General features: G+C 40.6%; 17 protein-coding genes, 1 tRNA gene and 3 rRNA genes. 13 read left to right on the forward strand and 8 right to left on the reverse strand.

Annotation, left to right across the window (positions count from 1 at the left end):
* Window positions 1–23: 23 nt before the first annotated feature.
* Window positions 24–377: a MerR family transcriptional regulator gene (locus tag DLD54_RS00405; protein WP_046326534.1), complete on the forward strand. Its 354-nt coding sequence runs from the start codon at window positions 24–26 to the stop codon at window positions 375–377.
* Window positions 378–383: 6 nt separating this feature from the next.
* Here the strand turns inward: DLD54_RS00405 and DLD54_RS00410 are convergent, their stop codons facing one another.
* Window positions 384–1,250 (reverse strand): alpha/beta hydrolase, encoded by an 867-nt coding sequence (locus tag DLD54_RS00410; protein ID WP_109917860.1) that lies wholly within the window; start codon window positions 1,248–1,250, stop codon window positions 384–386.
* Window positions 1,251–1,449: 199 nt separating this feature from the next.
* Here DLD54_RS00410 and DLD54_RS00415 point away from each other — a divergent pair, with 199 nt between their 5' ends.
* Complete coding sequence (locus DLD54_RS00415; protein WP_109917861.1) at window positions 1,450–2,307, forward strand: helix-turn-helix domain-containing protein; 858 nt, start codon at window positions 1,450–1,452, stop codon at window positions 2,305–2,307.
* 80 nt (window positions 2,308–2,387) lie between these two features.
* A complete protein-coding gene (locus DLD54_RS00420) occupies window positions 2,388–3,251 on the forward strand; it encodes an NAD(P)-dependent oxidoreductase (protein WP_109917862.1) in 864 nt (287 codons plus the stop codon).
* Window positions 3,252–3,321: 70 nt separating this feature from the next.
* Here the strand turns inward: DLD54_RS00420 and DLD54_RS00425 are convergent, their stop codons facing one another.
* The 4 genes from DLD54_RS00425 to nrdJ all read right to left on the reverse strand — a co-directional run bounded on the left by DLD54_RS00425 (window position 3,322) and on the right by nrdJ (window position 7,101).
* A complete protein-coding gene (locus DLD54_RS00425) occupies window positions 3,322–3,864 on the reverse strand; it encodes a cob(I)yrinic acid a,c-diamide adenosyltransferase (protein ID WP_038520638.1) in 543 nt (180 codons plus the stop codon).
* Window positions 3,861–4,379 carry an ECF transporter S component gene (locus tag DLD54_RS00430; protein WP_109917863.1) on the reverse strand — a complete coding sequence of 173 codons (519 nt, stop codon included), beginning with the start codon at window positions 4,377–4,379 and terminating at the stop codon, window positions 3,861–3,863. Before DLD54_RS00430 ends, DLD54_RS00425 begins: the two co-directional genes overlap by 4 nt.
* Window positions 4,380–4,386: 7 nt before the next feature.
* Window positions 4,387–4,779 carry a DUF4430 domain-containing protein gene (locus DLD54_RS00435; protein WP_046326541.1) on the reverse strand — a complete coding sequence of 131 codons (393 nt, stop codon included), beginning with the start codon at window positions 4,777–4,779 and terminating at the stop codon, window positions 4,387–4,389.
* Window positions 4,780–4,866: 87 nt separating this feature from the next.
* Entirely contained in the window at window positions 4,867–7,101 is a 2,235-nt protein-coding gene (nrdJ, locus tag DLD54_RS00440) for a ribonucleoside-triphosphate reductase, adenosylcobalamin-dependent (protein WP_109917864.1), read from the reverse strand.
* A 638-nt stretch (window positions 7,102–7,739) separates the two neighbouring features.
* Between nrdJ and DLD54_RS00450 the strand changes: the two genes are divergently transcribed.
* The 3 genes from DLD54_RS00450 (at window position 7,740) to proC (ending at window position 10,157) form a co-directional block, all read left to right on the forward strand.
* Window positions 7,740–8,450, forward strand: coding sequence for a YjjG family noncanonical pyrimidine nucleotidase (locus DLD54_RS00450; protein WP_038520647.1), 711 nt, complete (start codon window positions 7,740–7,742; stop codon window positions 8,448–8,450).
* Between the two features lie 63 nt (window positions 8,451–8,513).
* Window positions 8,514–9,377: an aldo/keto reductase gene (locus tag DLD54_RS00455; protein WP_038520650.1), complete on the forward strand. Its 864-nt coding sequence runs from the start codon at window positions 8,514–8,516 to the stop codon at window positions 9,375–9,377.
* A 15-nt stretch (window positions 9,378–9,392) separates the two neighbouring features.
* Entirely contained in the window at window positions 9,393–10,157 is a 765-nt protein-coding gene (proC, locus tag DLD54_RS00460) for a pyrroline-5-carboxylate reductase (RefSeq protein WP_109917865.1), read from the forward strand.
* A gap of 91 nt (window positions 10,158–10,248) precedes the next feature.
* Here the strand turns inward: proC and DLD54_RS00465 are convergent, their stop codons facing one another.
* Window positions 10,249–11,259 (reverse strand): D-2-hydroxyacid dehydrogenase, encoded by a 1,011-nt coding sequence (locus tag DLD54_RS00465; protein WP_109917866.1) that lies wholly within the window; start codon window positions 11,257–11,259, stop codon window positions 10,249–10,251.
* Window positions 11,260–11,585: 326 nt separating this feature from the next.
* On the opposite strand from DLD54_RS00465, the gene DLD54_RS00470 reads away from it, so the two are divergent.
* The 3 genes from DLD54_RS00470 to DLD54_RS00480 all read left to right on the forward strand — a co-directional run bounded on the left by DLD54_RS00470 (window position 11,586) and on the right by DLD54_RS00480 (window position 15,785).
* Window positions 11,586–12,413, forward strand: a complete 828-nt coding sequence (locus DLD54_RS00470; RefSeq protein ID WP_109917867.1) for an exodeoxyribonuclease III — start codon at window positions 11,586–11,588, stop codon at window positions 12,411–12,413.
* Window positions 12,414–12,486: 73 nt separating this feature from the next.
* A complete protein-coding gene (locus DLD54_RS00475) occupies window positions 12,487–15,327 on the forward strand; it encodes a DEAD/DEAH box helicase (protein WP_109917868.1) in 2,841 nt (946 codons plus the stop codon).
* A gap of 206 nt (window positions 15,328–15,533) precedes the next feature.
* Entirely contained in the window at window positions 15,534–15,785 is a 252-nt protein-coding gene (locus DLD54_RS00480; RefSeq protein WP_046326546.1) for a hypothetical protein, read from the forward strand.
* A gap of 134 nt (window positions 15,786–15,919) precedes the next feature.
* Here the strand turns inward: DLD54_RS00480 and DLD54_RS00485 are convergent, their stop codons facing one another.
* Window positions 15,920–17,005: a serine hydrolase domain-containing protein gene (locus tag DLD54_RS00485; RefSeq protein ID WP_233559182.1), complete on the reverse strand. Its 1,086-nt coding sequence runs from the start codon at window positions 17,003–17,005 to the stop codon at window positions 15,920–15,922.
* A gap of 652 nt (window positions 17,006–17,657) precedes the next feature.
* On the opposite strand from DLD54_RS00485, the gene DLD54_RS00490 reads away from it, so the two are divergent.
* The 4 genes from DLD54_RS00490 (at window position 17,658) to DLD54_RS00505 (ending at window position 22,622) form a co-directional block, all read left to right on the forward strand.
* Window positions 17,658–19,223, forward strand: a 16S ribosomal RNA gene (locus DLD54_RS00490).
* A 218-nt stretch (window positions 19,224–19,441) separates the two neighbouring features.
* Window positions 19,442–22,350: ribosomal RNA gene (locus DLD54_RS00495) — 23S ribosomal RNA — on the forward strand.
* 72 nt (window positions 22,351–22,422) lie between these two features.
* Window positions 22,423–22,539 (forward strand): 5S ribosomal RNA (gene rrf / locus DLD54_RS00500).
* Together the 16S, 23S and 5S rRNA genes with 1 tRNA gene alongside form the textbook arrangement of a ribosomal RNA operon.
* A 10-nt stretch (window positions 22,540–22,549) precedes the next feature.
* Window positions 22,550–22,622 (forward strand) — tRNA-Asn (locus DLD54_RS00505).
* 289 nt (window positions 22,623–22,911) lie between these two features.
* Here the strand turns inward: DLD54_RS00505 and DLD54_RS00510 are convergent.
* Complete coding sequence (locus tag DLD54_RS00510) at window positions 22,912–23,667, reverse strand: MIP/aquaporin family protein (RefSeq protein ID WP_046326547.1); 756 nt, start codon at window positions 23,665–23,667, stop codon at window positions 22,912–22,914.

Raw genomic sequence — 23,667 nt, forward strand, 5'->3', positions numbered from 1 at the left:
TTCATTAAAAAGAGCAAAATATAATGAAAATATCAGAAGTAGCTGAAAAAGTAGAATTAACGCCTGTAACTCTCAGATATTATGAAAAGATGGGCTTAATACCCGAAGTCAAAAAAGAGCACGGGGTTAGAAATTATGAAGAAAAAGATCTTACTTGGATTAGTTTTATTAAGTGCATGCGGCAGGTGAAAATTCCAGTAAAGGATTTACTTGAATACACCGAATTATTGCAGCAAGGCAGTGATACTAAGAAGTCCAGACGGCAGATTTTAGTTAAAGAATTGCATAGGCTAGAAAAGCAAGACCAAAATATTCAGGCTACAATTGCCCGGTTAAAAACTAAAATCAATTTATATGATCAAGGCAAAATTCAGTAGGATAAATTACCAGAGGAAGTTGACTAATAAACGGTCAACATTAGTATTTTCGTGCAATTTACTGTGTTGAGCGCGAGGACCTTTTATTTCTTGTTCTTGGTATGAGTGAGCGCGTTTACTCACTAAATAGCGATAAGAGCGAGCAGAATTAACGGTGACGTCACCATCACTGCCAGAACCTGTGTCACCATAGATATTTAAGACGTCAGCGTTTTGAGGAAACTTTTTTCTCAAACTTAGAAGTCCGCGGTAACTCGCACTCATTTTTTGCGGTTTGCCGGCCCGGTTTAAGACAGTTTTATTTGGTGCTCCTTGTTCACCAACATAGCCATTATAATGACCAGCAATCGAAACCTGTTTATTTAGTTGAGGCATGTGCGCATTAGTGGCGTTGTTACGTAAGTAATAGGCAATCTGTAAATTACCCATTGAGTGACCTACTAAATTAATGCGGGTAAAACGGTATCTTTTTTGCAGTGCAGTGATTACATCTTTAATATAATTGCTGCTCTTGTTCATGGCAGTAATTTGATTATTCGTTCCAGCAAAAATGCTCTTATTATTTTGGAGGTTGACTTCAACTATCGGGTTCTTGGCCCGTTTTTTTATTGTCCCTATTAAGGTGACTTTACCAGTAGAGCTAACGTCGGCTCGAATGACAGAATTAGTAGCATGCTGTTTTTTTGCATAAGCCACCATACTTTCTTCAGCGTGGTAACTACTGCCCCAGCCATGTACAAAAAGTGTTGGAGTATTGATGCGAATACTTGCACCATTTTCTTCCTGATAGTTGTTTTTAAATATGCAAACGGCAAGTAGCAATAACGCTAATAGCAACGTGCCTGTTATGATAGATTTTCTTTTTGTAGTCATAATTAATCAGCTCCTAAAGAAGGATTAGTTGCAATTATAAAATTTGCTGCACATCTGCAACATAAAATTTTATAATTATCAAAATTGTAGTACTTAAAGTTAAGGTTAAGTCAAATAGTAAACAGATTTTTTAGTTAAATATCGTTTACACTATAGTTACTAAGTAAATTTGAACATTGTGAAACCGAAAGGAAACATAATGACAATTGGAGAATTATTGAAGCAATTTCGTATTAAAAATTTAAAAACACAGAAAGAATGGGCGTTTGGCATAGTTAGTCCTTCATACTATGCCAAAGTAGAAAAAGGGCTTCACCGCATTACCGCCGAAGACTTATTAGCGATTTTAACTGCTAACCAGATTAAACCGGAAGATTTTTTTAACAAATTAAGTGCTAATCAGGAGCATGACAATGCAGCCAGCTTTATTGATCGTGAAGTAAACAGGGCATATTATCAGAATAATCCTGCTAAAATCAGAAAAATCAGGCAGTATGTAGCAGATAGTGATTTTAAAGATAAAGATAAAGAAAAGATACTATTGCTGATTGATTTCGAATTGGCCGATGTGGAAAATAAGCTGGCAGATTTGAGTGAAACTAAAAAAAGCAAATTGAAAAGCTGGCTCTTTGACCAAAATGATTTTGACGAGAGAGCGTTGCGAATTTACATTAATTTAATCCCAATTTATGATTTAAAGAGCAATTTGCTAATAGGTAAAAAGATAGTTGAAAAGTTAAAGAACGTTTCAAAACCGCGCCAGCAAGAAGAATTGTTAGATGTTATCTGCAATATCTTGATCATGTGCATTGAGCAAAAGTCATATACTGAAGCACAATACTTTATTACTGCTGCTGAAAAGGTGAAGATGATTCCTGAACTCTTTTTCTGCAAAAATATGCTGGTTTTATTGGAAAACATGGTCAATTATCATTTTGTGCATAAACCTGAATATATATCTAAGTGCAAGTGGGCAATTAAGAATTTTACTTTATTAGGGATGCCGGAATATGGTGAGCAGGCAGAACTTTTTGTTAACGAAAACCTAAATAAATAAAAACTCTACTTATTAAAGATAAGTTAGTGGTATGATTAAATTATTAAGAAAACGTTTTATTTAATAGAGGAGATTTGATTATGAAAATAGGTTTTATTGGAACTGGAGTTATGGGAAATGCCATTTGCCTTAACTTGTTAAAAGCTGGTCATCAATTGTGGGTTTATAACCGCACTAAGAGTAAGACTGATAACCTGGTTGCAAAAGGTGCTACTTGGTGTGATAATCCTAAAGCTGTAGTTGAACAGACTGAGACAATTTTCACTATTGTGGGTTTTCCCGCTGACGTTGAACAAGTTTATTTCGGCGATAATGGTATTTTGCAAGCCGAAGTTAAGGGCAAAAATCTGGTAGACATGACCACTTCCAAGCCTGCTTTAGCACAAAAAATTTTTGCTGCAGGTGAAAAGCAGGGCGCTAAAGTGCTAGATGCCCCTGTTTCTGGCGGTGATTTAGGTGCTAAAAACGGTACGCTGACCATTATGGTTGGCGGCGATGAATCTGCTTATCAAAACTTGGAAACAATTTTTAAGGATTTCGGAAAGCAAGTTCACTTTTTTGGACCAGCTGGTGCAGGTCAGAATACTAAAATGGCTAATCAGATCATGATTGCAGGCACCATGACCGGTATGACAGAAATGCTGGTTTATGCTAAAAAGGCGGGGCTTGACCTTGAAACAGTCCTTAAAACGGTCGGAGCAGGCAGTGCTGCTAACTGGAGCTTGAGTAATTATGGTCCGCGGGTCTTAAAGGGTGACTATACCCCCGGCTTTTTCAGCAAACACTTTTTGAAGGATTTGCGCATTGCTCTAGAGACTGCTAAAGAAATGAAAATTGAGCTGCCAGCAACCGAAGAAGCTAAAAAGTTATACGAAACATTAGTTGATGAAAAGCACTTGGGTGACTTGGGGACTCAAGGACTAATTAAATTGTGGTGGCAGTAAAATATTAATTTTAAACAAAATAAAAACGGGGTAGTTTCAATTACGAAACTACCTCGTTTTTTGAGCTTGCTTACTTAATTTTACTTTTGACTTCTGGCACACCGTCTAGCACATTAGCATAACGAGCTAAGGTAAAGAGGTAGTCTGACAAGCGGTTGATGTATTCCAAACAAGCGGGAGCAAGTTTTTGTTCTTCAGCGTTTAGTTTTACCATGGAACGCTCGGCTCGTCTGGCAACTGTCCGGGCATAGTGTAAGTGAGTGGCAGTGATCGAACCGCCAGGTAAAATGAAATGGGTTGTTTGAGGAATTTGTTTATTAAGTTCGTCGATCTGTTTTTCAAGTTCTGCTACTTTTTCAGCCGTAATTTCTTCGTGTCTTTTGACAACAATGTCACTTTCCAGTTCATATAAGTCTCGTTGCAAATTTTGTAAAGGAGTATGCAGCTTTTGACATTTGGCAGACAAGTTGGCAATCACAACGCCTAGGTAAGAATCAAGTTCATCAATATCACCGACAGCGATAATCTGCAGATCATATTTGGGAACCATTTTGCCGGTTACCTGTTTGGTAAAACCTTGATCGCCCACCTTAGTGTAGATTTTAATTGTCATAATAGCCTCCGTTTGTAATGATCAAGTGCAATGTTTAACGGCTTGTATAAAATTGGGTAAAACACTAGGTTGCCGACAGCATGATAAGTATCAAAGACCAGACTGCCTGCCCAATAAGCTAGGAACGCATTGAAACCGCCAAATATAGACATGCCGAAGTCGACAAAGCAGCCATATTCCCAGCCGAGAAAAACAGCAAGAATAAGTTGCAGTGTAAAATGTTTTTTAAGTGGCGTAAATTTACTGAGCAAAGCCACAGTTAAAACACAGCCGCCATAGGCTAAGACTTGTGATACTGTCCAAATGCCAAAGCCTAAGTAAATGTTGGAAACTACCATAGTTAAAAGGGCTAAAGCAAAGCCGAAGCCAAAGCCAATATTTAAAGTTACAATCATCAAAATATCGGTTACTGGTTGAACATTGGGCACAGGAATAATTTTAAATATTCTTAGTGCCACACACATGGCTGTTAAAATTGCTAATAACGCTATTTTCTTAGTTGAACTGCGGACCATAGCAATTTTAGAAGTTAACTTTTGCTAAAGTAAATTTAATTTTATCTTTGTTAGCAAGCTTCTGTATTGCCGCACCTTTTTGTGCAAACTTGCCGTTAATGGTGTAAGTCCAATAAATCTTCTTGCGCTTATTTTGGCTTTTACCAGCTATTGAAGTAATAAGACCGTGATCACTCTTTATTTTCCAGCACTTTTTCAAACCGCGCATTACAGTTGAGTTCTTAGGCAATTTAATAGTCTTTTTCTTGTAATTCTTGTTATGTACTTTAAGGGTGTAAGTAACTTTGATTTTGCTGCTGGCGTCTACCTGTTGGACATTTTGGGTTGTTTCGTAGCCAGCAAAAGTAAAGGTAAAAATAGTGGCTATTCCGGTTAAAACTGATAATTTGCTTTTCTTCATAATATACTCCTAATCTATAGATTTTTGTGCAAGCACTAAAAACTTCGTACTTAGCTGCTTGCACGGCACTAGTTTAATTTAAAAAACTTATTTAACTGGACATGCACCAGATTCACAGTCTGTTTGGTCAACTAATTCCAAATCTTTTTGATCATCATTTTGTTCTGCAAATACTTGGGCTACATCACCGGTAATTTCAGCTTTTCTTTCCTCATATTTAACTTTATCGATTGGTTCTTTTGGCGCTTGTTTGAGTGAACCACCATAGTATGGCAATAATGAAGTTGACTTAATTACATGCCGGTATTGTTCAAAGAGTGGAGTAATCTTGTCACCTTCATTGCTTTGGAAAGTAACGGTACAGCTAACTGCATTATCTGACCAATAAGTTTGCAAAAAGGCTTGTGTTGCAAATTGTTCTTCAATTGAAACTGTACCGGCAGAAGCAAAGTTCTTGCTGTCGGCGTGAGCAGCACGCAATGGAAATTCAACACAAGTTGTGTTTGGTGAATAAATATCAGGTTCTGAATAGTAACCACATGCGTCCAATGCTTTAAGCAATGGATCAGAAGCTTGGAACCTAATTCTTTGAATTAAGTAGCCGGCATAGTGGAAGTGCATTCCTTCAGAGGCCCCAGCCAATTTGGCAACAGTACCAGAAGGCTTAACAGTTGTGTGCTTGATTGACTCATTGCAGTGTAAAGTCTTGCTGTATTCTTTATCAGCATCAATGACGGCTTGGTAAGCTTCAGTAACCATTTTAATTCCCTGAGGGTCGTAAATTGGCTTTTTAATCTTTGCGCCGGTTTCTTCATCAGTGCTGTCTTCAAAGCCGGTGACAACCCGGTGACCCAAATCATTTAACAGCCAGTCTTGAATACCTGACATTGAAACACCGATTCTACGATTCTTGGAAATGATGTTGCGGGAAATTTCCCAGTCGTAGTCACTAAACGTTACCCGTTTGGCGTAGCGAGTGGCCAACCTGAAAACATCCTTTAGTTTCCAACCTTGTTGTTCTGCAATGTATGGGAATACTTCAAACAGGTTGCATGGCTCACCGTTAGCCAAGGAAATCTCTCCGCAAGGGTTGGTGCCTTCAACGTCGCCGTCAATATCTTTTTGATAGCCGTCAATAATACGACCATAGTTACGAGATAAGTCAAGGTTAACTATTCCTGGTTCACCGTTTTCTCTAATACCGTTAGCAATTGGTTCATATTCATCAAAGTTAGAATCAATTGCTACACTGTTGTTTGATGCCCAACGGTGGTGGTAGAGTTTGTCTTTATCCTGTTTCATCGTGATGAAGTCTTGGTCGGTACTTGTACCTAAAGCCAGTTCAGCTGATCTTCTCACATTGCCGGCAACGACAGTTTTACCAATCAAGTTGCAAATATCCGTACAATCAACAGAAGTTAAATTGCCGCCAACCCGATTGTTAATAATGTTGTTAATATCAAAAAGCATTTCCACTAACGGCATAGGTCCAGAAGCAGTACCGCCAAAACCGTGAATTTTAGCCCCGTAAGGACGAATTCTGCTGATGTCCAGTACCAATTTGGTCTTGTTTTCAGCATTGGTTTGATTAAAATGCATGTCAACTAAACGAGCATTGGCCAAAACCCAACCTTCACGGGTATCAGGCAAGTTGTAGTATACGTAGTCAGGCTTGCCGTCATTTTGCTTTGCCCATTCGTCTTTGTCCGTTGCACCCAATTTAACCGAATCCGCGTATGAGGCACTCTTTTTGTCGATCACGATTGTTAAATCGATTTTGTTATCAACTGTTGGGATCTTTTGAATGTTGTCTTGGACAACAGAAAAGCCAACGCCGCCGCCTTTCATTAGTTGGTCAAAAAGAAATGAAAATGGCATTGAAACCGCTTCTTGCGTTTGCCCTAAATAGTCTGGCACTATATGGCTGTCACCGTATTTTTGGGGACGAATAGCTATAAACCAGCAATTATTCAACGAGTCACCATTACGCTTTTGGTAATCTGTCCCGGAGACCCAGAGGTTTCGACCAGAAGGCGTCGCGCCTAAACCGTAAACCAATTTAAATAGGCTCTTGGCCTCATCAGTTAGTTCATCGACTACTTCATTTGCAGGAGAATCTTTGAGACGAGGATCAAGATTAATATTGCCTTCGATTACGCGTTTAACCGTTTCATCCCAATTTTCGGAACGATTTTTTTCAGGAAGCCATCTGGCGTAGGTCCGTTTGTAAGTAACCCAGCCAAGCTCTCCCCAGTGGGGAGTGACAGTTTGTTTCACTTGATCAATGTAACCCTGATCTAAGGTTATGCTCGTATTTTTCATATTCAAAGTTACTCCTTCAACTAGCAAATTGTTCCACAGACACATCATCTATGGCTACAAATAGAACTATACCACAATATCTTGTATTTACTAGAGGAAAGTTTGCTCTTAAACACAAGTAAAAGTCACAACTTGATGTGCGAGTAAGTTATCGGGGATAATAAAAAAACATATAGAATTCGAAGATATAAAAAAAGCATAATAAGCTAAAAATAGCGTTTATTATGCTTGAATATATTTTTGTTTTTAAACTAAAAATTAGTGCCTAGCTAACGTGAAGAAAAGGAAAATTAAGCCAAGAATAACGACTATTGGCACTAATAAATGAATAAAGAAAATAAAGGCAAGTGTGCAAGTTAAAATGAAAAATAAGATTTTAAATATACCAACGCCCAGTTTTATAAATAACCAAATTAACAAGAATGCTAGTAATAGTCCAACCATGCTTAATCACCCCTTTTATCAGAATTAAGTGATATTATAGCTGATTTTTAAGAAGAGTAATAGTAATGCAAGCAAAATTTAAAAATAGTTAATTTTGTTCCCAATGTGTGAAATATTGTTATAATAGACCTCCACACTAATTTTTAGTGAATACGCATTTTATTCTGCGGAATAATTGGAGAGGAAGAAATTGCTTGCGTTATAAACAAATAATTTTTGATGTTGATGATACTTTGATTGATTTTGCTGCTACAGAAAATTTTGCTCTGCATAGTCTTTTTCAGGCTCATCATTGGCAGTTAACAGACAACATGCAGCGTGATTATCATGCATATAATCAAGGACTTTGGCGTAAGCTGGAACAAGGTAAAATCGATTATAATCAACTCAGCAAGACTGTCTTTAGCGAATTTATCAAAGAAAATTTAGGCATTGATATTGACGGAATTGCAATTATGAACGAATACCGTTCTTATTTTAGTGAAGCTCATAAGTTGCTGCCCGGTGTGACTGATACTTTGCGTTTTGCTAAAAAGCACAATTACGTTTTAACTATTTTAAGTAATGGTGAAGCCTTTATGCAGAGGCACCGTTTGCAATTAGCGGGCATTGATAAATATTTTTCGCTGATTGTGACATCAGAAGAAGCCGGCTTTGCTAAACCGGATACCCGTATCTTTGATTACTTTTTTGCTCATACTGAAATCGGCCCTGAAGAAACTGTGTTCTTTGGAGATGGGCTACAGTCCGACATACTGGGGGCAGAAAATTACGGCTTTGACAGCATCTGGTATAACCACCGTAAACGGAAGAATAATATGAATCTGCATCCCTTATATGAGGTAGCAACATATCCGGAATTTGTGGCTTTGCTCAAGGGTGATTTGCAAAAGCAACCGCAATAATTGCTATCTTTTCCTGTAGAAGTATAGTTCAATCCTGTATAATAATTATTAGAGGTGAGAATAATGACTTTAAATATTCATTCTTTTAATGATACTTATGAATTAAATAATGGCGTTAAAATACCAGTCATTGGTTTAGGAACTTGGCAAACACCTGACGGTGAAGTAGCCAAGAACACTGTGAAGGATGCACTGGATCTGGGCTATCGCTTAATTGATACGGCTGCAGCTTACGGCAATGAGGAGAGCATCGGACAAGGGATTAAACAAAGCGGGGTCAATAGACACGACTTATTTGTAACCACTAAATTATGGAACGATCATCACGGCTATCAGGCAACTAAGGCTGCGATTGATGAAAGCTTGACTAAATTAGATTTAGATTACCTGGACTTGTATTTGATCCACTGGCCTAATCCAGCACCTGTGCGTGATCACTGGGCTGAATTAAACGCAGAAAGCTGGCAGGCAATGGAAGAAGCTGTTCAGGCAGGTAAAATTCGCGCAATCGGAGTATCTAATTTCAGACGTAAACACTTGGATGAGTTGCTGAAGACCGCCAAAATTCGTCCTGCTGTCAATCAAATTTACCTTAACCCAAGTGATATGGAAGAAGATGTGACTTCTTATAATAAAGAACTCGGTATCTTGAGCGAAGCATATTCACCACTTGGCAGGGGCGGTTTATTTGCTAATGAAACTGTCGTTTCTGTTGCGCAACACTATGACAAGTCTCCAGCGCAAGTCTTATTACGGTGGTCTTTGCAACACGGCTTTGTCCCATTACCAAAATCTGTCCACCGCGATCGGCTTGAATCTAATTTACAAGTTTTTGACTTTACAATTAGTGATGCTGATATGGCTAAGCTTGATGGTTTGCATGGAGCAGCTAAATTAGCAAATGATCCAGATCACACGGACTTTTAAAAAAGGTGGTAGCTGATGAAAATTGGTTTTATTGGAACTGGTAAGATTGGTTCCGCTATCATTAAGGGCTTGTTAAATGCTAAAAATTCAAGCCAAGATATTTATGTTTATGACGGTGGTCATAAGTCCGCTCAAAAAATTGCTACTGAATTTAATCTGCGCTTAGTTAATAGTTACACTGAATTTAACGCTTGCCAGGCAGTTATAGTTGCTGTGAGTGGCTCCAGTGCTGAAGCTATACTGAAACAGCTGGGTCAAAAATATCACGGTATCATGTTATCAACGGGTGGGGGCAATTTAACTCAGATTAATAGTGGACTTGCGCAAGATACCACATTTGCCAAGATCGTTCCTAATACTCCCGTTCAAATAGGTAGCGGAATTACAGCCATCAGTTTTATTCCTAATGAAAAGCCGGAAGTGATTGCTACTGTAAAAAAGATTTTTACTCAGATGGGTGCAGTTTACGTTGTGCCTGAAAATCTGCTAGGTGTTTATGGTACAGTTGCTGGGTGCACGCCTGCTTTTGTAGATCTTATGATTGCAGCGCTGAGTGATGCCGCAGTGCAAAATGGTATTAAGCGCGCAGATTCATATCAGATAATTGAACAAATGCTTTTGGGTACCAGCCAATTGGCACTTGCTAGTAAAAAATTGCCGGAAGAATTAAAAGACGAAGTTACCACACCGGGTGGCTCAACTATTAGGGGAGTAGCCAAGCTTGAAGAAACGGGCTTTAGAAATGCGCTTATTCAAGCCGTAAATGCTGCCGCAAATTAAAATAAGCATTAGAAAAGACACCAGATAAATTTATCTGGTGCCTTTTATTGTTATTTAAAGTGTATTTAAGAAGGGAAATGAATTTTACAAATTAAAATTCTTTGTTCAAATCAACAGGAGTATCAGCCTGCTCGCCATTGATTAACTTCAAGTTGTTATCAAAGGCTTTAATAACCATGTTGCGCACAGCGTGAGTAGTGTAGAAAGCCGTGTGTGGTGTTACCAAAACATTTGGCCGTGCGATTAAATCAGCTAAACGCTTGTCAGGGAAATCTTTGCCACTGAAGTCGCTGTTGAAAATACCAACTTCATTTTCGTAAGTGTCCATTACGAAGCCAAAGATCTTGCCTGAGTCAAGACCACGAATAACGGCGTCTGTGTCAACTAATGGACCACGAGAAACGTTAACGATAACAACATCGTCTTTCATCTTTTTGATTGAGTCGTCGTTGATCATGTGGACATTTTCTGGAGTATCAGGAACATGAAGTGAAATAACGTCAGACTTAGCATATAGCTCATCCAAGTCATCAACGTAGTAGCCCTTCTTTTCTAATTCTGGGTTCTTGAAAATGTCATAGGCAATGACTTTAGCGCCAAAGCCTTCCATAATTCTCATGAATACTTGACCAATGTGACCAGTACCAATAACACCAACTGTTTGGTCACGTACTTCACGACCAATTGTAGGTGCCCAGCGCAGGTCATGCTTAGCAATTTTTTCGTCCATTGCCTTATCTTGACGTAAAACTCTGGCAGCTTGAATAGCAGCGTGTTCAGCAATTGCGTCTGGTGAATATACCGGAACATTAGTGATCTTAAAGCCTAATTCTTTAGCCTTTTTTAGGTCAATGTTGTCAATACCAACGTTACGGATTGACCAATTATGAATGCCTAATTTATCTAAAGCTTCAACAGTATCAGCCTTGTAATCTAATTGCTGGTAAGTTACAACACCGTCAGCACCCTTAGCTAATTCAGCTGTCTCAGGGGTGAGAAGTTGATCAGTAAAATCAACATCAACATCCTTGTGAGCTTCTTTCCATTCATGAACGTATGGTTCTTCGTCTTTACGAATGGCGTAAGCATAAATTTTAGTCATAAAATCTAACCTCCAAAGATTATTATTGTTGTCTCTTGTGCTATTATACACTTGCTTAACTAGATTTAAAAATATAAAATTGTGAAAATAATATTTTTATCAAAATGGCGTTCTATTAGTAATCGCTTACAATAATATGGCACAAGGACTCACGCTTAATCAAAAAAGTTACAAGTATTTTTTGTATAGATAGTGAAAAAAATAACAGCAATTTCACCTCAATATGATCACCTCAAACTTGGAATTGGAAAAATCAGGGTGACAGAAGTTTTGTGTCCCAGCTAAAAAACTATATAATGAAAGAAATGAATAAAAAGGAGCAGAAAATGATCTTAATTTCGTGGAATATCGACTCATTAAATGCAGCTTTAACCGGAACTTCTTCCCGTGCAGTAGCAACACGCAAAGTTTTAGAAAAAATACATGCTGAAAATGCTGATATAGTTGCAATTCAAGAAACTAAATTACGTTCAACTGGACCAACTAAAAAACACATGGAAGTATTGACAAAAGAATTTCCAGAATATGATATTGTTTGGCGTTCATCAGAAGAACCGGCACGTAAAGGTTACGCTGGAACCATGTTTTTGTATAAAAAAGAACTCAAGCCTCAAGTGACTTATCCTGTAATTGGTGCACCGGAACCGATGGATCATGAAGGCAGAATCATTACGTTGGAATTTCCTGAGTATTTTGTTACTCAAGTATATACGCCAAATTCTGGCAACGGCCTTAAGCGTTTAAGTGAGCGTCAAGTCTGGGATGAAAAGTATATTGATTACTTGCAAAAATTAGATCAAGAAAAACCGGTTTTGGCTAGTGGCGATTATAATTGTGCTCACCACGAAATTGATCTAAAGCATCCTGACACTAATCACCATTCTGCAGGTTTTACTGATGAAGAGCGAGCAGATTTTACCCAATTGCTTAAAGCCGGCTTTACAGATACATTTAGAAAACTCAACGGCAATGTTGAAGGAGTCTACTCATGGTGGGCTCAAAGAGTAAGAACTGCAAAAGCTAATAATTCCGGCTGGAGAATTGATTATTGGCTAACTAGTAATAGAATTGCAGATAAGGTTAAGCGCTCTGAAATGTTGGATACAGGAGAACGTGCTGATCACTGCCCAATTTTATTGGCAATAGATTTATAAGCAGTTGTAAAAAAGGGATCCAGATGGTTGGGTTTCTTTTTCTTTTGTGTAAAATAATTTTGAGGTGATGAGTATGAATGAGCCCTTGCAAGACGCCATTCTTAATGGTCTGTATGACCCTAAATATCCCGGTCATGAATTATTAGGGCCGAAACTGCTGCAAAATAATAAACAGGAGAATATTTGGCTGACGCTGCGCCAAGAGCTGCTTAGCTGTCAAAGTTTTACTTGGGCTGTAGCCTTTGTTACTCAAGATATGCTCGTTCCCTTTAAAGTAGTTATGGCAGATTTAGCTAAGAAAAATATCTCAGGTACATTAATTACGGGTGACTATTTAGGATTTAACAATCCCAAAGTTTTCCGTGAGTTACTTAAAATTCCCAACTTGACAGTTAAAATTACGCCGCAAAGCGGATTTCATGCTAAAGGTTATCTCTTTGAACATGAGGACTGGCAAACTTTGTTTATCGGCAGTGCTAATTTCACCCGGTCGGCTTTACTTAGCAATTACGAATGGGCTTTAAAAATCAGCTCAAAAAATAATGCGACGTTGACAGAGCAGATTGCCAAGCAATTGCATGAGTTAAAGAATGATAGTTCGCCACTATCTGAAAGCTGGATAAGAGAATATGAACAAAATTGGGTAAAGCCGCAAGTGCAATCTCAGGTTCATGTTAATGAAACAACTAAAATTGTGCCAAATAAGATGCAAGAAGAAGCACTGCAGGAACTACAAGGCTTAATTAAAAACGGACAAAAGCGGGGTCTGGTAGTTTCAGCTACTGGAACTGGCAAAACCTATTTAGGAGCATTTGCTGTCAAAGATTTTAACCCCCAGAAGTTTCTTTATGTGGTTCACCGTGAACAGATAGCTAAAAAGGCTTTAAAAAGTTTTCACCAAGTAATTGGCGGAAAATTAGCCGATTATGGTCTATTAACCGGGCATAAGCACCAGCTTGAACGCAAATATATTTTTGCCACCGTGCAGACTTTAAGTCAGCCGGAAGTACTTGCTAGTCTGAGTGCAACAACTTTTGATTACATTTTGATTGATGAGGCCCACAGGGCAGCTGCACCAAGTTATCAGCGCATTTTTGCCAAGTTTAAACCGCAATTTTGGCTGGGAATGACTGCCACTCCGGAAAGGATGGATGACCAGGATGTATACCGTCTTTTTGACTATAATTTAGCTTACGAGATTCGTTTGCGCGAAGCACTGGAAGAAAAAATGCTGGCACCTTTTCATTATGTAGGCGTTGCAGATTATGAGGTTGATGGTGCTACGATTGACGAAACCACTAACTTGCGCAGACTGCTGGCGCCAGAGCGGGTTGACTATGTTTTAAAGCAGCTCGATTATTACGGTTATTGTGGTTCTCAAGCTAAAGGATTGGTTTTTTGCAGCCGCCAAGAAGAAGCGCGTGAATTAGCGCAGGCCTTTTCAGACCGTGAACATCCTGCTATCGCCTTAACTAATGAAGACAGTGAAAAAAGAAGGCTGCAAGTAGTTAAGCAGCTGGAACAAGGACAAATTGATTACATTATTACCGTTGACCTGTTTAATGAAGGAATTGATATTCCGGCTTTAAACCAGATCATTATGTTGCGTAATACGCAGTCCAGCATTGTTTTTATCCAGCAGCTAGGCCGCGGTTTGCGTAAATATCCCGGTAAAGACTATGTCACGGTCATCGACTTTATTGGTAACTATAAAAATAATTATTTAATTCCAATTGCTTTAAATCAGGATGACAGCCGCTCGCAGGATAAGGCACGCGAGGAAAGCTTGCTTCCCAGCTTTATTGATGTTTCAACGATTAACTTTAGCCAAATTGCTTCTGCTAAGATTTTGGCTTCACTTGATCAGATTAAACTGGATAGTATTAAGGAATTGCGACAGTCATACCAGGAACTAGCGGAAAAAATAGGGCGTCCACCCCTGTTATTTGATTTTTACCGTTATGGCTCAACTTCACCCATGGTATTTGCCAATAATCATAGTCTTGAGCATTATGGTGAATTTTTAATAAAAATGGGCGAACCTGTGAAGCTAAGTCGGTATGAAAGTGCTGTTTTATCCTTTGTTACTAAAGAGTTATTGAATGGGAAAAGACCGCATGAACTGCTACTTTTGCAACTGCTTTTAGAAAAAAAGCAGGTTAGTCAAGAAAAATTTGAACAAGCCCTGCATGATTATGGTGCTTACGTTAATGAAAAAGTGTTAACTTCAATTGAAGATATTCTTTCTCTAAGCTTTTTTGACATCAAGCAGGGAAAAACAACTAAAAAAGAACAATATGGCGGGCAGCCACTTGTGCTTAAGGCAGATTTATTAGATTATGCGTTAGCACCTAAATTGGCACAATCTCTTTTGCAAAATGAAACCTTTAAAAAACTTTTTACTGATGTTATCAAAACCGGCTTGGCATTGAATCACAAGTATGATAATCAGAAGCAATTTACTCTTTATGAGCAATATGACCGTAAAGATGCCTGCCGATTATTAAATTGGCCGTTAGATGTTTCCGCCCCGATGTACGGCTATCGTGTGGATGAACATGAGACCCCCATTTTTATTACTTACCAAAAAGATTCAAAGAAAAAACGCAACGCTTTATACCATAATACTTTGGAAGATGGCCGCTGCTTGCGTTGGTATACCCGCACGCCCCGTCATATCAACTCCGCCGAGGTACAAAAATTACTTAATACGCCCCAGATGAAGCTATTGCTGTTTGTTAAGAAAAGTGATGCAATTGGCAAGCAGTTTTACTACTTAGGTCAAGTGCACATTCAAAAGGACACAGTCAAAGAAGAATTGCTGGGGCCGAAGAAAAAAGCAGCGGTAGGGATGAATTTGCTGCTGGAAAAGCCGTTGAGTACAAAAATGTATGAGTTATTATTTGATGAATAAAAAAAGTCTAAGAATTAATTTTCTTAGACTTTTTCTGTTGGCTTTAGCACTTTAAAAGAGAATATCATAGAGTTTTCTGCCAGGTAGCACAAACGATTAATTAAAAATATTAAATAAAGATTAATTAAATCATTTAATTTGGTAATATCGTGTTAAAATAATAAGAAATTTCAATAAGAAGGTTTAATAAAAAGGAGGTAATAAAAATGGCAGAACATGACCTTAAAAACGCGGATCAAAGTAAAGCAATTCATAGTATTCGTCGAGAACATCGAATTAACAGAGTCGCTTTACCCCTTGCGGTCTTTTATGTATTCTATTTAATGTGGACAGTCTTAACAGATTTAGGCTTATTTCTTAGAATTGTTACAGTCGCATTTTTTATTACACTTGTCTATTTTACTATCTCTGGGACTATGTATTTGAGTGACAAAATAAAAAAGAAACGCGAAAAATGATTTTCAATGTTAAAAACTTTAATAGAAAAGGCTAATAAATCACATTGGTAAATGTTGACTTATTAGCCTTCTGCGCTATAACTATTCAATTTTTAAAGTGACGAAACGTTGTTACAACCTTTTTGAACAAGAACCTAGCGTTTAACAAAAGTATTAGGTTTGATATGCTGTAAAATTTCGTAACCTACATCTTTTTCGTCATTTTCATTATCATCAGTTTGATTTAAAAACATGACGATACCGTTTTGGTTATCGGCAGTTAATTGCATCCAGGTGCCAAAATGTTGCCCCATAAAACTGCCATACGCATTTTTGATATTGTCTTTATTATATAAGTACAGTCCACCAGAGTAGTTAATTACCTTACTCTTTAGGTGAGTCATGTAGTAATAATCGTCTTTACTTAAAATAGAGCCGTCCGCTAATCCAACTTGGATTTTATAATATTCTTCTGGAGTTGAAAACAGATTGCCCGCGCCCGGAATTTGAGAAACTAGACTTTTCTTAAGATAAGTAGCATTTTGATAATTTTTACCTCCGTTTGAATAATATGAAATGGGATCTGTCATTGTTTTAGGGATGTTTTGATAAAGGTATGTATTTTGTAAATTCAACTTATTAATAATACGAGTCTGCAGATTTTCTTCATACGACTTGCCTGTAACCTGTTTGATAATACCGGTCAGAAGAATGTAATTACTGTTATTGTAATGATAATTGCCAATTTCATCGGATGATGAAGCATTAATATTATTGATTACCCACTTGACAGCATTATCTTCAGAATAGTTATAGCCGCGATCTATCTCCGTACCAGTAGCCATAATACCTGAGGTATGAGTTAACAAGTTGCCCACTGTAATGCTATCAGCGTTTTTAAGATTGGGATACCAGCGCGAGATTTTAGTGTTTTGGGTAAATTCCTTATTGGTTCCCTTAGTTTCATTAATTAGTTGGACTACCATTGCTGCAGTTACTACTTTTTGCAGAGAAGCTGTTGGGTAAACAACTTTACTGCTGCCATTACCAATTCTTTTGCCATACCAAGCATAGCCGTAACTGATTGTTTGTGGTACTCCGTCTTTTACAACCGTAACTATGCCGCGTACATGATGCTTTTTAAAAGTGTTCCTGACAAAATTGTACATTTCAGTTTGTTTATTAGTTGTCGTTGCTGCTTTAACTTGATTGGCACTAGTAACAAGGGGCGTAGTGGCCATAAATAAAGCGGTTGTCAATGTCATAATTTTATGCTTCAAGATATTTTTTCTCCTTAGAAATATAGTAGTATTATAAAACTTTTAAATTAATAAAAGTATGCGAAAGGGTTAAAATTACTTAACAAACTTAATAGCCTTTGTAAATTTGTAAAATAGCCAAAATAGATATTGAAAATGGATGATTAGAGGAGAAATAAGCAAAAATTTCCATAAAAAGTCTTAGATACATAAGGGCTTATTGACAGAGTGAGAAAAAATATCAAAAAAGACTTGCAAAAGGGAGAAATAATTGCTAGTATTAATAACTGTCGTCGGGCAATGAGCCGCAAGGCAAGAGGAGCCAAGGGGCGACAAAAAATCGAGCAAAACCAGTTGACAAAAAGCAACAGGTTTAGTAAGATAATAAACGCTGTCAGGTAAGGCAGCGAAAACAAGTCAGAAAAAAGTGCTTGACAAAAGCAGATGAATCTGGCAAAATGAAAAAGCTGTTTTAAAGAAGACAGCAGGTAGTACCTTGAAAACTGAACAATGTTTTCGCAAAAATGTGCGGGTTTAAAGAACCCAAAACAAAAGAGCGAAGTCAATTTCGCAAGCAAATAAATCCGAGATGCGAATCTTGGAACGAATGAGCAAACATTCAAACAAACATTTAAAAAATGAGAGTTTGATCCTGGCTCAGGACGAACGCTGGCGGCGTGCCTAATACATGCAAGTCGAGCGAGCAATTTTGACGGAATACTTCGGTAGGAAGTCAGAAGCGCGAGCGGCGGATGGGTGAGTAACACGTGGGCAACCTGCCCTTTAGCTTGGGATACCACTTGGAAACAGGTGCTAATACCAAATAAGCAGCACGAGCGCATGCTCGAGCTGAGAAAGGCGGCTTTCGAGCTGTCACTAAAGGATGGGCCCGCGGTGCATTAGCTAGTTGGTAAGGTAACGGCTTACCAAGGCGATGATGCATAGCCGAGTTGAGAGACTGACCGGCCACATTGGGACTGAGACACGGCCCAAACTCCTACGGGAGGCAGCAGTAGGGAATCTTCCACAATGGACGCAAGTCTGATGGAGCAACGCCGCGTGAGTGAAGAAGGTTTTCGGATCGTAAAGCTCTGTTGTTGGTGAAGAAGGACAAGGGTAGTAACTGATTCTTGTTTGACGGTAATCAACCAGAAAGTCACGGCTAACTACGTGCCAGCAGCCGCGGTAATACGTAGGTGGCAAGCGTTGTCCGGATTTATTGGGCGTAAAGCGAACGCAGGCGGGAGAATAAGTCAGCTGTGAAAGCCCCCAGCTTAACTGGGGAAGAGCAACTGAAACTATTTTTCTTGAGTGCAGAAGAGGAGAGTGGAACTCCATGTGTAGCGGTGGAATGCGTAGATATATGGAAGAACACCAGTGGCGAAGGCGGCTCTCTGGTCTGTAACTGACGCTGAGGTTCGAAAGCATGGGTAGCGAACAGGATTAGATACCCTGGTAGTCCATGCCGTAAACGATGAGTGCTAAGTGTTGGGAGGTTTCCGCCTCTCAGTGCTGCAGCTAACGCATTAAGCACTCCGCCTGGGGAGTACGACCGCAAGGTTAAAACTCAAAGGAATTGACGGGGGCCCGCACAAGCGGTGGAGCATGTGGTTTAATTCGAAGCAACGCGAAGAACCTTACCAGGTCTTGACATCTAGTGCCAGTCCTAGAGATAGGATGTTTCCTTCGGGAACACTAAGACAGGTGGTGCATGGCTGTCGTCAGCTCGTGTCGTGAGATGTTGGGTTAAGTCCCGCAACGAGCGCAACCCTTATTATTAGTTGCCAGCATTAAGTTGGGCACTCTAATGAGACTGCCGGTGACAAACCGGAGGAAGGTGGGGACGACGTCAAGTCATCATGCCCCTTATGACCTGGGCTACACACGTGCTACAATGGTTAGTACAACGAGCAGCGAACCTGCAAAGGCAAGCGAATCTCTGAAAGCTAATCTCAGTTCGGATTGCACTCTGCAACTCGAGTGCATGAAGCTGGAATCGCTAGTAATCGCGGATCAGCACGCCGCGGTGAATACGTTCCCGGGCCTTGTACACACCGCCCGTCACACCATGAGAGTCTGTAATGCCCAAAGCCGGTAGGATAACCTGCAAAGGAGTCAGCCGTCTAAGGCAGGACAGATGATTAGGGTGAAGTCGTAACAAGGTAGCCGTAGGAGAACCTGCGGCTGGATCACCTCCTTTCTAAGGAAAAGCGAAGGCCGAAGCGGAGAGTAGGAATACTAAGAGAAGCCAAGGCAAGAGCAAGGAAAGCACATGAGTAGCGAGAACATTGTTTAGTTTTGAGGGTAATACCTCAAACGAGTTAGTACATTGAAAACTGAATATAATCCAAGAAAAACCGAGAAACAATCAAAAGAGAACAGATTGCTAAAGAGCGACCGAGAGAGTATCTTGAGTAAGGTCAAGTAAAGAAGGGCGCACGGTGAATGCCTGGGCACAATGAGGCGAAGAAGGACGTGACGAACCACGAAAGGCTTCGGGGAGCGGTAAGTACGCAGCGATCCGGAGATATCCGAATGGGGGAACCCAATGCATGCAGATGCATTACCAAGCGGTGAATAGATAGCCGGTTGGGGCAAGACGCAGTGAACTGAAACATCTAAGTAGCTGCAGGAAGAGAAAGAAAGATCGATTTCCCTAGTAGCGGCGAGCGAAACGGAAAGAGCCCAAACCAGATGATTTATCATCTGGGGTTGTAGGACTGCGACAAGGCAGCGCAAAGGATAGCAGAATTATCTGGGAAGGTAAGCCAGAGAGGGTGAGAGCCCCGTAAGCGAAATCCGGAGCGCGCTGAGCAGGATCCTGAGTAGGTCGGGACACGAGGAATCCCGATTGAAGCAGCGAGGACCATCTCGCAAGGCTAAATACTACATTGTGACCGATAGTGAACCAGTACCGTGAGGGAAAGGTGAAAAGAACCCCGGGAGGGGAGTGAAAGAGAACCTGAAACCGTGTGCCTACAAATAGTCAAAGCCCATTAAGGGGTGATGGCGTGCCTTTTGTAGAATGAACCGGCGAGTTACGTTAATTAGCGAGGTTAAGTCAGAAAAGACGGAGCCGGAGCGAAAGCGAGTCTGAAGAGGGCGCGGAAGTTAGTTGATGTAGACCCGAAACCAAGTGACCTACCCATGACCAGGTTGAAGGTGCGGTAAAGCGCACTGGAGGACCGAACCCACGTAAGTTAAAAATTGCGGGGATGAGTTGTGGGTAGCGGTGAAATTCCAAACGAACTTGGAGATAGCTGGTTCTCTCCGAAATAGCTTTAGGGCTAGCCTGGTGCGAGGATGATAATGGAGGTAGAGCTCTGTTTGGACGAAGGGCCCGTCAGGGGTTACTGAATTCAGATAAACTGCGAATTCCAGATATCAAAGCACTGGAGTCAGACTGCGAGTGATAAGATCCGTAGTCGAAAGGGAAACAGCCCAGATCACCAGTTAAGGTCCCCAAATCTATGCTAAGTGGAAAAGGATGTGGAGTTGCGTAGACAACTAGGATGTTGGCTTAGAAGCAGCCACCATTAAAAGAGTGCGTAATAGCTCACTAGTCGAGTGACGCTGCGCCGAAAATTTACCGGGGCTAAGCATAGTACCGAAACTGTGGATGTGCAGTAATGCACGTGGTAGGAGAGCGTTCTAAAAGCGGCGAAGCTTAACTGAGAAGATAAGTGGAGCTTTTAGAAGTGAGAATGCCGGTATGAGTAGCGCAAGATAGGTGAGAATCCTATCCGCCGAAAGACTAAGGTTTCCTGGGGCAGGCTCGTCCGCCCAGGGTAAGTCGGGACCTAAGGCAAGGCCGAAAGGCGTAGTCGATGGAGAACAGGTAGAGATTCCTGTACTGCGCAGCTTCGTTAATAGCGAAGGAGGGACGCAGGAGGCGAAGGACGCATGGCGCTGGAAGCCATGTTTAAGCGTCAAGTGTGGATATGAGTCAAATGCTTGTATCCGAGAAGCACAAGGCGTGATGAGGAGCGAAATTAAAGTAGCGAAGGTCCAAGAGTCACACTGCCAAGAAAAGCTTCTAGTGAGAAGCTGCGTACCCGTACCGCAAACCGACACAGGTAGTCGAGTGGAGAACACTCAGGTGAGCGAGAGAACTCTCGTTAAGGAACTCGGCAAAATCGCCCCGTAACTTCGGGAGAAGGGGTGCTGGTGTAAGAGCCAGCCGCAGTGAATAGGCCCAAACAACTGTTTATCAAAAACACAGGTCTCTGCAAAGTCGTAAGACGACGTATAGGGGCTGACACCTGCCCGGTGCTGGAAGGTTAAGGAGAGCTGTTAGCGCAAGCGAAGCAGCGAACTGAAGCCCCAGTAAACGGCGGCCGTAACTATAACGGTCCTAAGGTAGCGAAATTCCTTGTCGGGTAAGTTCCGACCTGCACGAAAGGTGTAATGATTTGGGCACTGTCTCAACGAGAGACTCGGTGAAATTATAATACCCGTGAAGATGCGGGTTACCCGCGACAGGACGGAAAGACCCCATGGAGCTTCACTGCAATTTGATATTGGGCAGCTGTTAAACATGTACAGGATAGGTAGGAGCCGGAGAAGATAGCACGCCAGTGTTATCAGAGGCAATGTTGGGATACTACCCTTGTTTGATGGCTGCTCTAACCAGGGCCTCTAAGCGAGGCATGGGACAGTGTCAGACGGGCAGTTTGACTGGGGCGGTCGCCTCCTAAAGTGTAACGGAGGCGCCCAAAGGTTCCCTCAGAATGGTTGGAAATCATTCACAGAGTGCAAAGGTATAAGGGAGCTTGACTGCGAGAGCGACAACTCGAGCAGGGACGAAAGTCGGGCTTAGTGATCTGGTGGTACCGTATGGAAGGGCCATCACTCAACGGATAAAAGCTACCCTGGGGATAACAGGCTTATCTCCCCCAAGAGTTCACATCGACGGGGAGGTTTGGCACCTCGATGTCGGCTCGTCGCATCCTGGGGCTGAAGTCGGTCCCAAGGGTTGGGCTGTTCGCCCATTAAAGCGGCACGCGAGCTGGGTTCAGAACGTCGTGAGACAGTTCGGTCCCTATCCGTCGTGGGCGTAGGAAATTTGCGAGGAGCTGTCCTTAGTACGAGAGGACCGGGATGGACATACCGCTGGTGTACCAGTTGTCTTGCCAAAGGCATCGCTGGGTAGCTAAGTATGGTCGGGATAAGCGCTGAAAGCATCTAAGTGCGAAGCCCCCCTCAAGATGAGATTTCCCATACGAAAGTAGTAAGACACCTCAAAGACTAAGAGGTAGATAGGCTGGGAGTGGAAGAGCCGTGAGGCTTGGAGCGGACCAGTACTAATCAGTCGAGGACTTGACCAGAGCTTAGAAGCAGTCAAGGTTTTTCAAGCGGATTATATTTAGTTTTGAGTGTAAAAGCTCAAAGGAAAAAAGTACGGTGGCAAGAGCAAGAAGGAAACACCTGTAACCATGCCGAACACAGCAGTTAAGCTTCTTCACGCCGAGAGTAGTTGGTGGGAGACTGCCTGCGAGGGTAGGACGCTGCCGTGCTTTTTAGTATTCCGGCTTAGCTCAGTTGGTAGAGCGCTTGACTGTTAATCAAGATGTCGTCAGTTCGAGTCTGACAGCCGGAGCGAGCAGCAAAAAGAGGACCTAACGGGTCCTCTTTTTTGTTTATCATTTTATCTGATGTAAGGGTTAATTTTTAATTTCATAGGTAATTTTTAATTTCATAGTTAATTTTTAATTTCATAGTTAATTTTTTATTTCATAAAGGTTCTAATTAAATTGCTTAATCTTGGTTTGACTACTTGACTATGTTTAACAAAAATAAATACTATTCTGCTTATAAAATAATAGTTATCCAGTTAGGCTAACCATTATTTTTTTATTGCGAGTAAATATTAATATACATATAAATTACTACATTTTAAAACATAGTTTGTAAATAAAGATACCAACCAGTGCGCCTAAAATAGGAGCAATAACTGGTACCCAACTGTAGTCCCAGTTTGAAGATCCCTTATTAGGAATAGGCAAAATAGCATGAACTATTCTAGGTCCCAAATCTCTAGCGGGATTTAACGCTGGGCCAGTAGGACCACCATCAGCGATTACTAATGCCATGATGATGAACCCGACACCCACATTGGCAATATCAACAGATTGTTTGAAGAATACACCACTATAGATTCCAGTACAAGTGAATACTAAAATTGCAGTTCCGATAAATTCTGCGATAAAACCATTCAACTTATTGTTAAGTGTTTCACCAGTCGCAAAACAAGAAAAAATTTGCCCTTCTCCATTAGTAGTTTCTCTAAAGTACGGCCAATAGATAGCAACAACCAATAATTGGCCTACAATAGCGCCGAGCATTTGGGCAATTATATATTGCGTAACATGACTCCAGGGAAAAACTCCAGCTGCAGCCTTTGCAATAGTAATTGCGGGATTAATATGGTTTCCTGAAATTGAGCCAAACATCATTGCTGGTATCATTACACCAAAGCCAAACCCGAGCGCAATAAAAATCCAGCCTCCGTTTGCTTGACCATCTTTGCCATTGGCCGTGGTTTTCTTGAGAAATGAGTTGGCAACTGATCCGTTACCAAAAACTATAAAAACAGCTGTCCCCAAAAATTCGGCAAGATAGCGCGTCATCCAACTTCCAGTCAT

Origin of the sequence: Lactobacillus helsingborgensis (assembly GCF_003173695.1) — a bacterium.
Taxonomy (GTDB): Bacteria; Bacillota; Bacilli; order Lactobacillales; family Lactobacillaceae; genus Lactobacillus; species Lactobacillus helsingborgensis.

What these genes read in the sequence shown, in the direction of transcription:
- DLD54_RS00420 (WP_109917862.1), top strand. Translation starts at nt 2,388, where the DNA reads ATGAAAATAGGTTTTATTGGAACTGGAGTTATGGGAAATGCCATTTGC.
- DLD54_RS00430 (WP_109917863.1), bottom strand. Translation starts at nt 4,379, where the DNA reads ATGGTCCGCAGTTCAACTAAGAAAATAGCGTTATTAGCAATTTTAACA.
- DLD54_RS00410 (WP_109917860.1), bottom strand. Translation starts at nt 1,250, where the DNA reads ATGACTACAAAAAGAAAATCTATCATAACAGGCACGTTGCTATTAGCG.
- DLD54_RS00415 (WP_109917861.1), top strand. Translation starts at nt 1,450, where the DNA reads ATGACAATTGGAGAATTATTGAAGCAATTTCGTATTAAAAATTTAAAA.
- DLD54_RS00405 (WP_046326534.1), top strand. Translation starts at nt 24, where the DNA reads ATGAAAATATCAGAAGTAGCTGAAAAAGTAGAATTAACGCCTGTAACT.
- DLD54_RS00435 (WP_046326541.1), bottom strand. Translation starts at nt 4,779, where the DNA reads ATGAAGAAAAGCAAATTATCAGTTTTAACCGGAATAGCCACTATTTTT.
- DLD54_RS00485 (WP_233559182.1), bottom strand. Translation starts at nt 17,005, where the DNA reads ATGGCCACTACGCCCCTTGTTACTAGTGCCAATCAAGTTAAAGCAGCA.
- DLD54_RS00480 (WP_046326546.1), top strand. Translation starts at nt 15,534, where the DNA reads ATGGCAGAACATGACCTTAAAAACGCGGATCAAAGTAAAGCAATTCAT.
- DLD54_RS00510 (WP_046326547.1), bottom strand. Translation starts at nt 23,667, where the DNA reads ATGACTGGAAGTTGGATGACGCGCTATCTTGCCGAATTTTTGGGGACA.
- DLD54_RS00470 (WP_109917867.1), top strand. Translation starts at nt 11,586, where the DNA reads ATGATCTTAATTTCGTGGAATATCGACTCATTAAATGCAGCTTTAACC.
- DLD54_RS00455 (WP_038520650.1), top strand. Translation starts at nt 8,514, where the DNA reads ATGACTTTAAATATTCATTCTTTTAATGATACTTATGAATTAAATAAT.
- DLD54_RS00465 (WP_109917866.1), bottom strand. Translation starts at nt 11,259, where the DNA reads ATGACTAAAATTTATGCTTACGCCATTCGTAAAGACGAAGAACCATAC.
- nrdJ (WP_109917864.1), bottom strand. Translation starts at nt 7,101, where the DNA reads ATGAAAAATACGAGCATAACCTTAGATCAGGGTTACATTGATCAAGTG.
- DLD54_RS00425 (WP_038520638.1), bottom strand. Translation starts at nt 3,864, where the DNA reads ATGACAATTAAAATCTACACTAAGGTGGGCGATCAAGGTTTTACCAAA.
- proC (WP_109917865.1), top strand. Translation starts at nt 9,393, where the DNA reads ATGAAAATTGGTTTTATTGGAACTGGTAAGATTGGTTCCGCTATCATT.
- DLD54_RS00475 (WP_109917868.1), top strand. Translation starts at nt 12,487, where the DNA reads ATGAATGAGCCCTTGCAAGACGCCATTCTTAATGGTCTGTATGACCCT.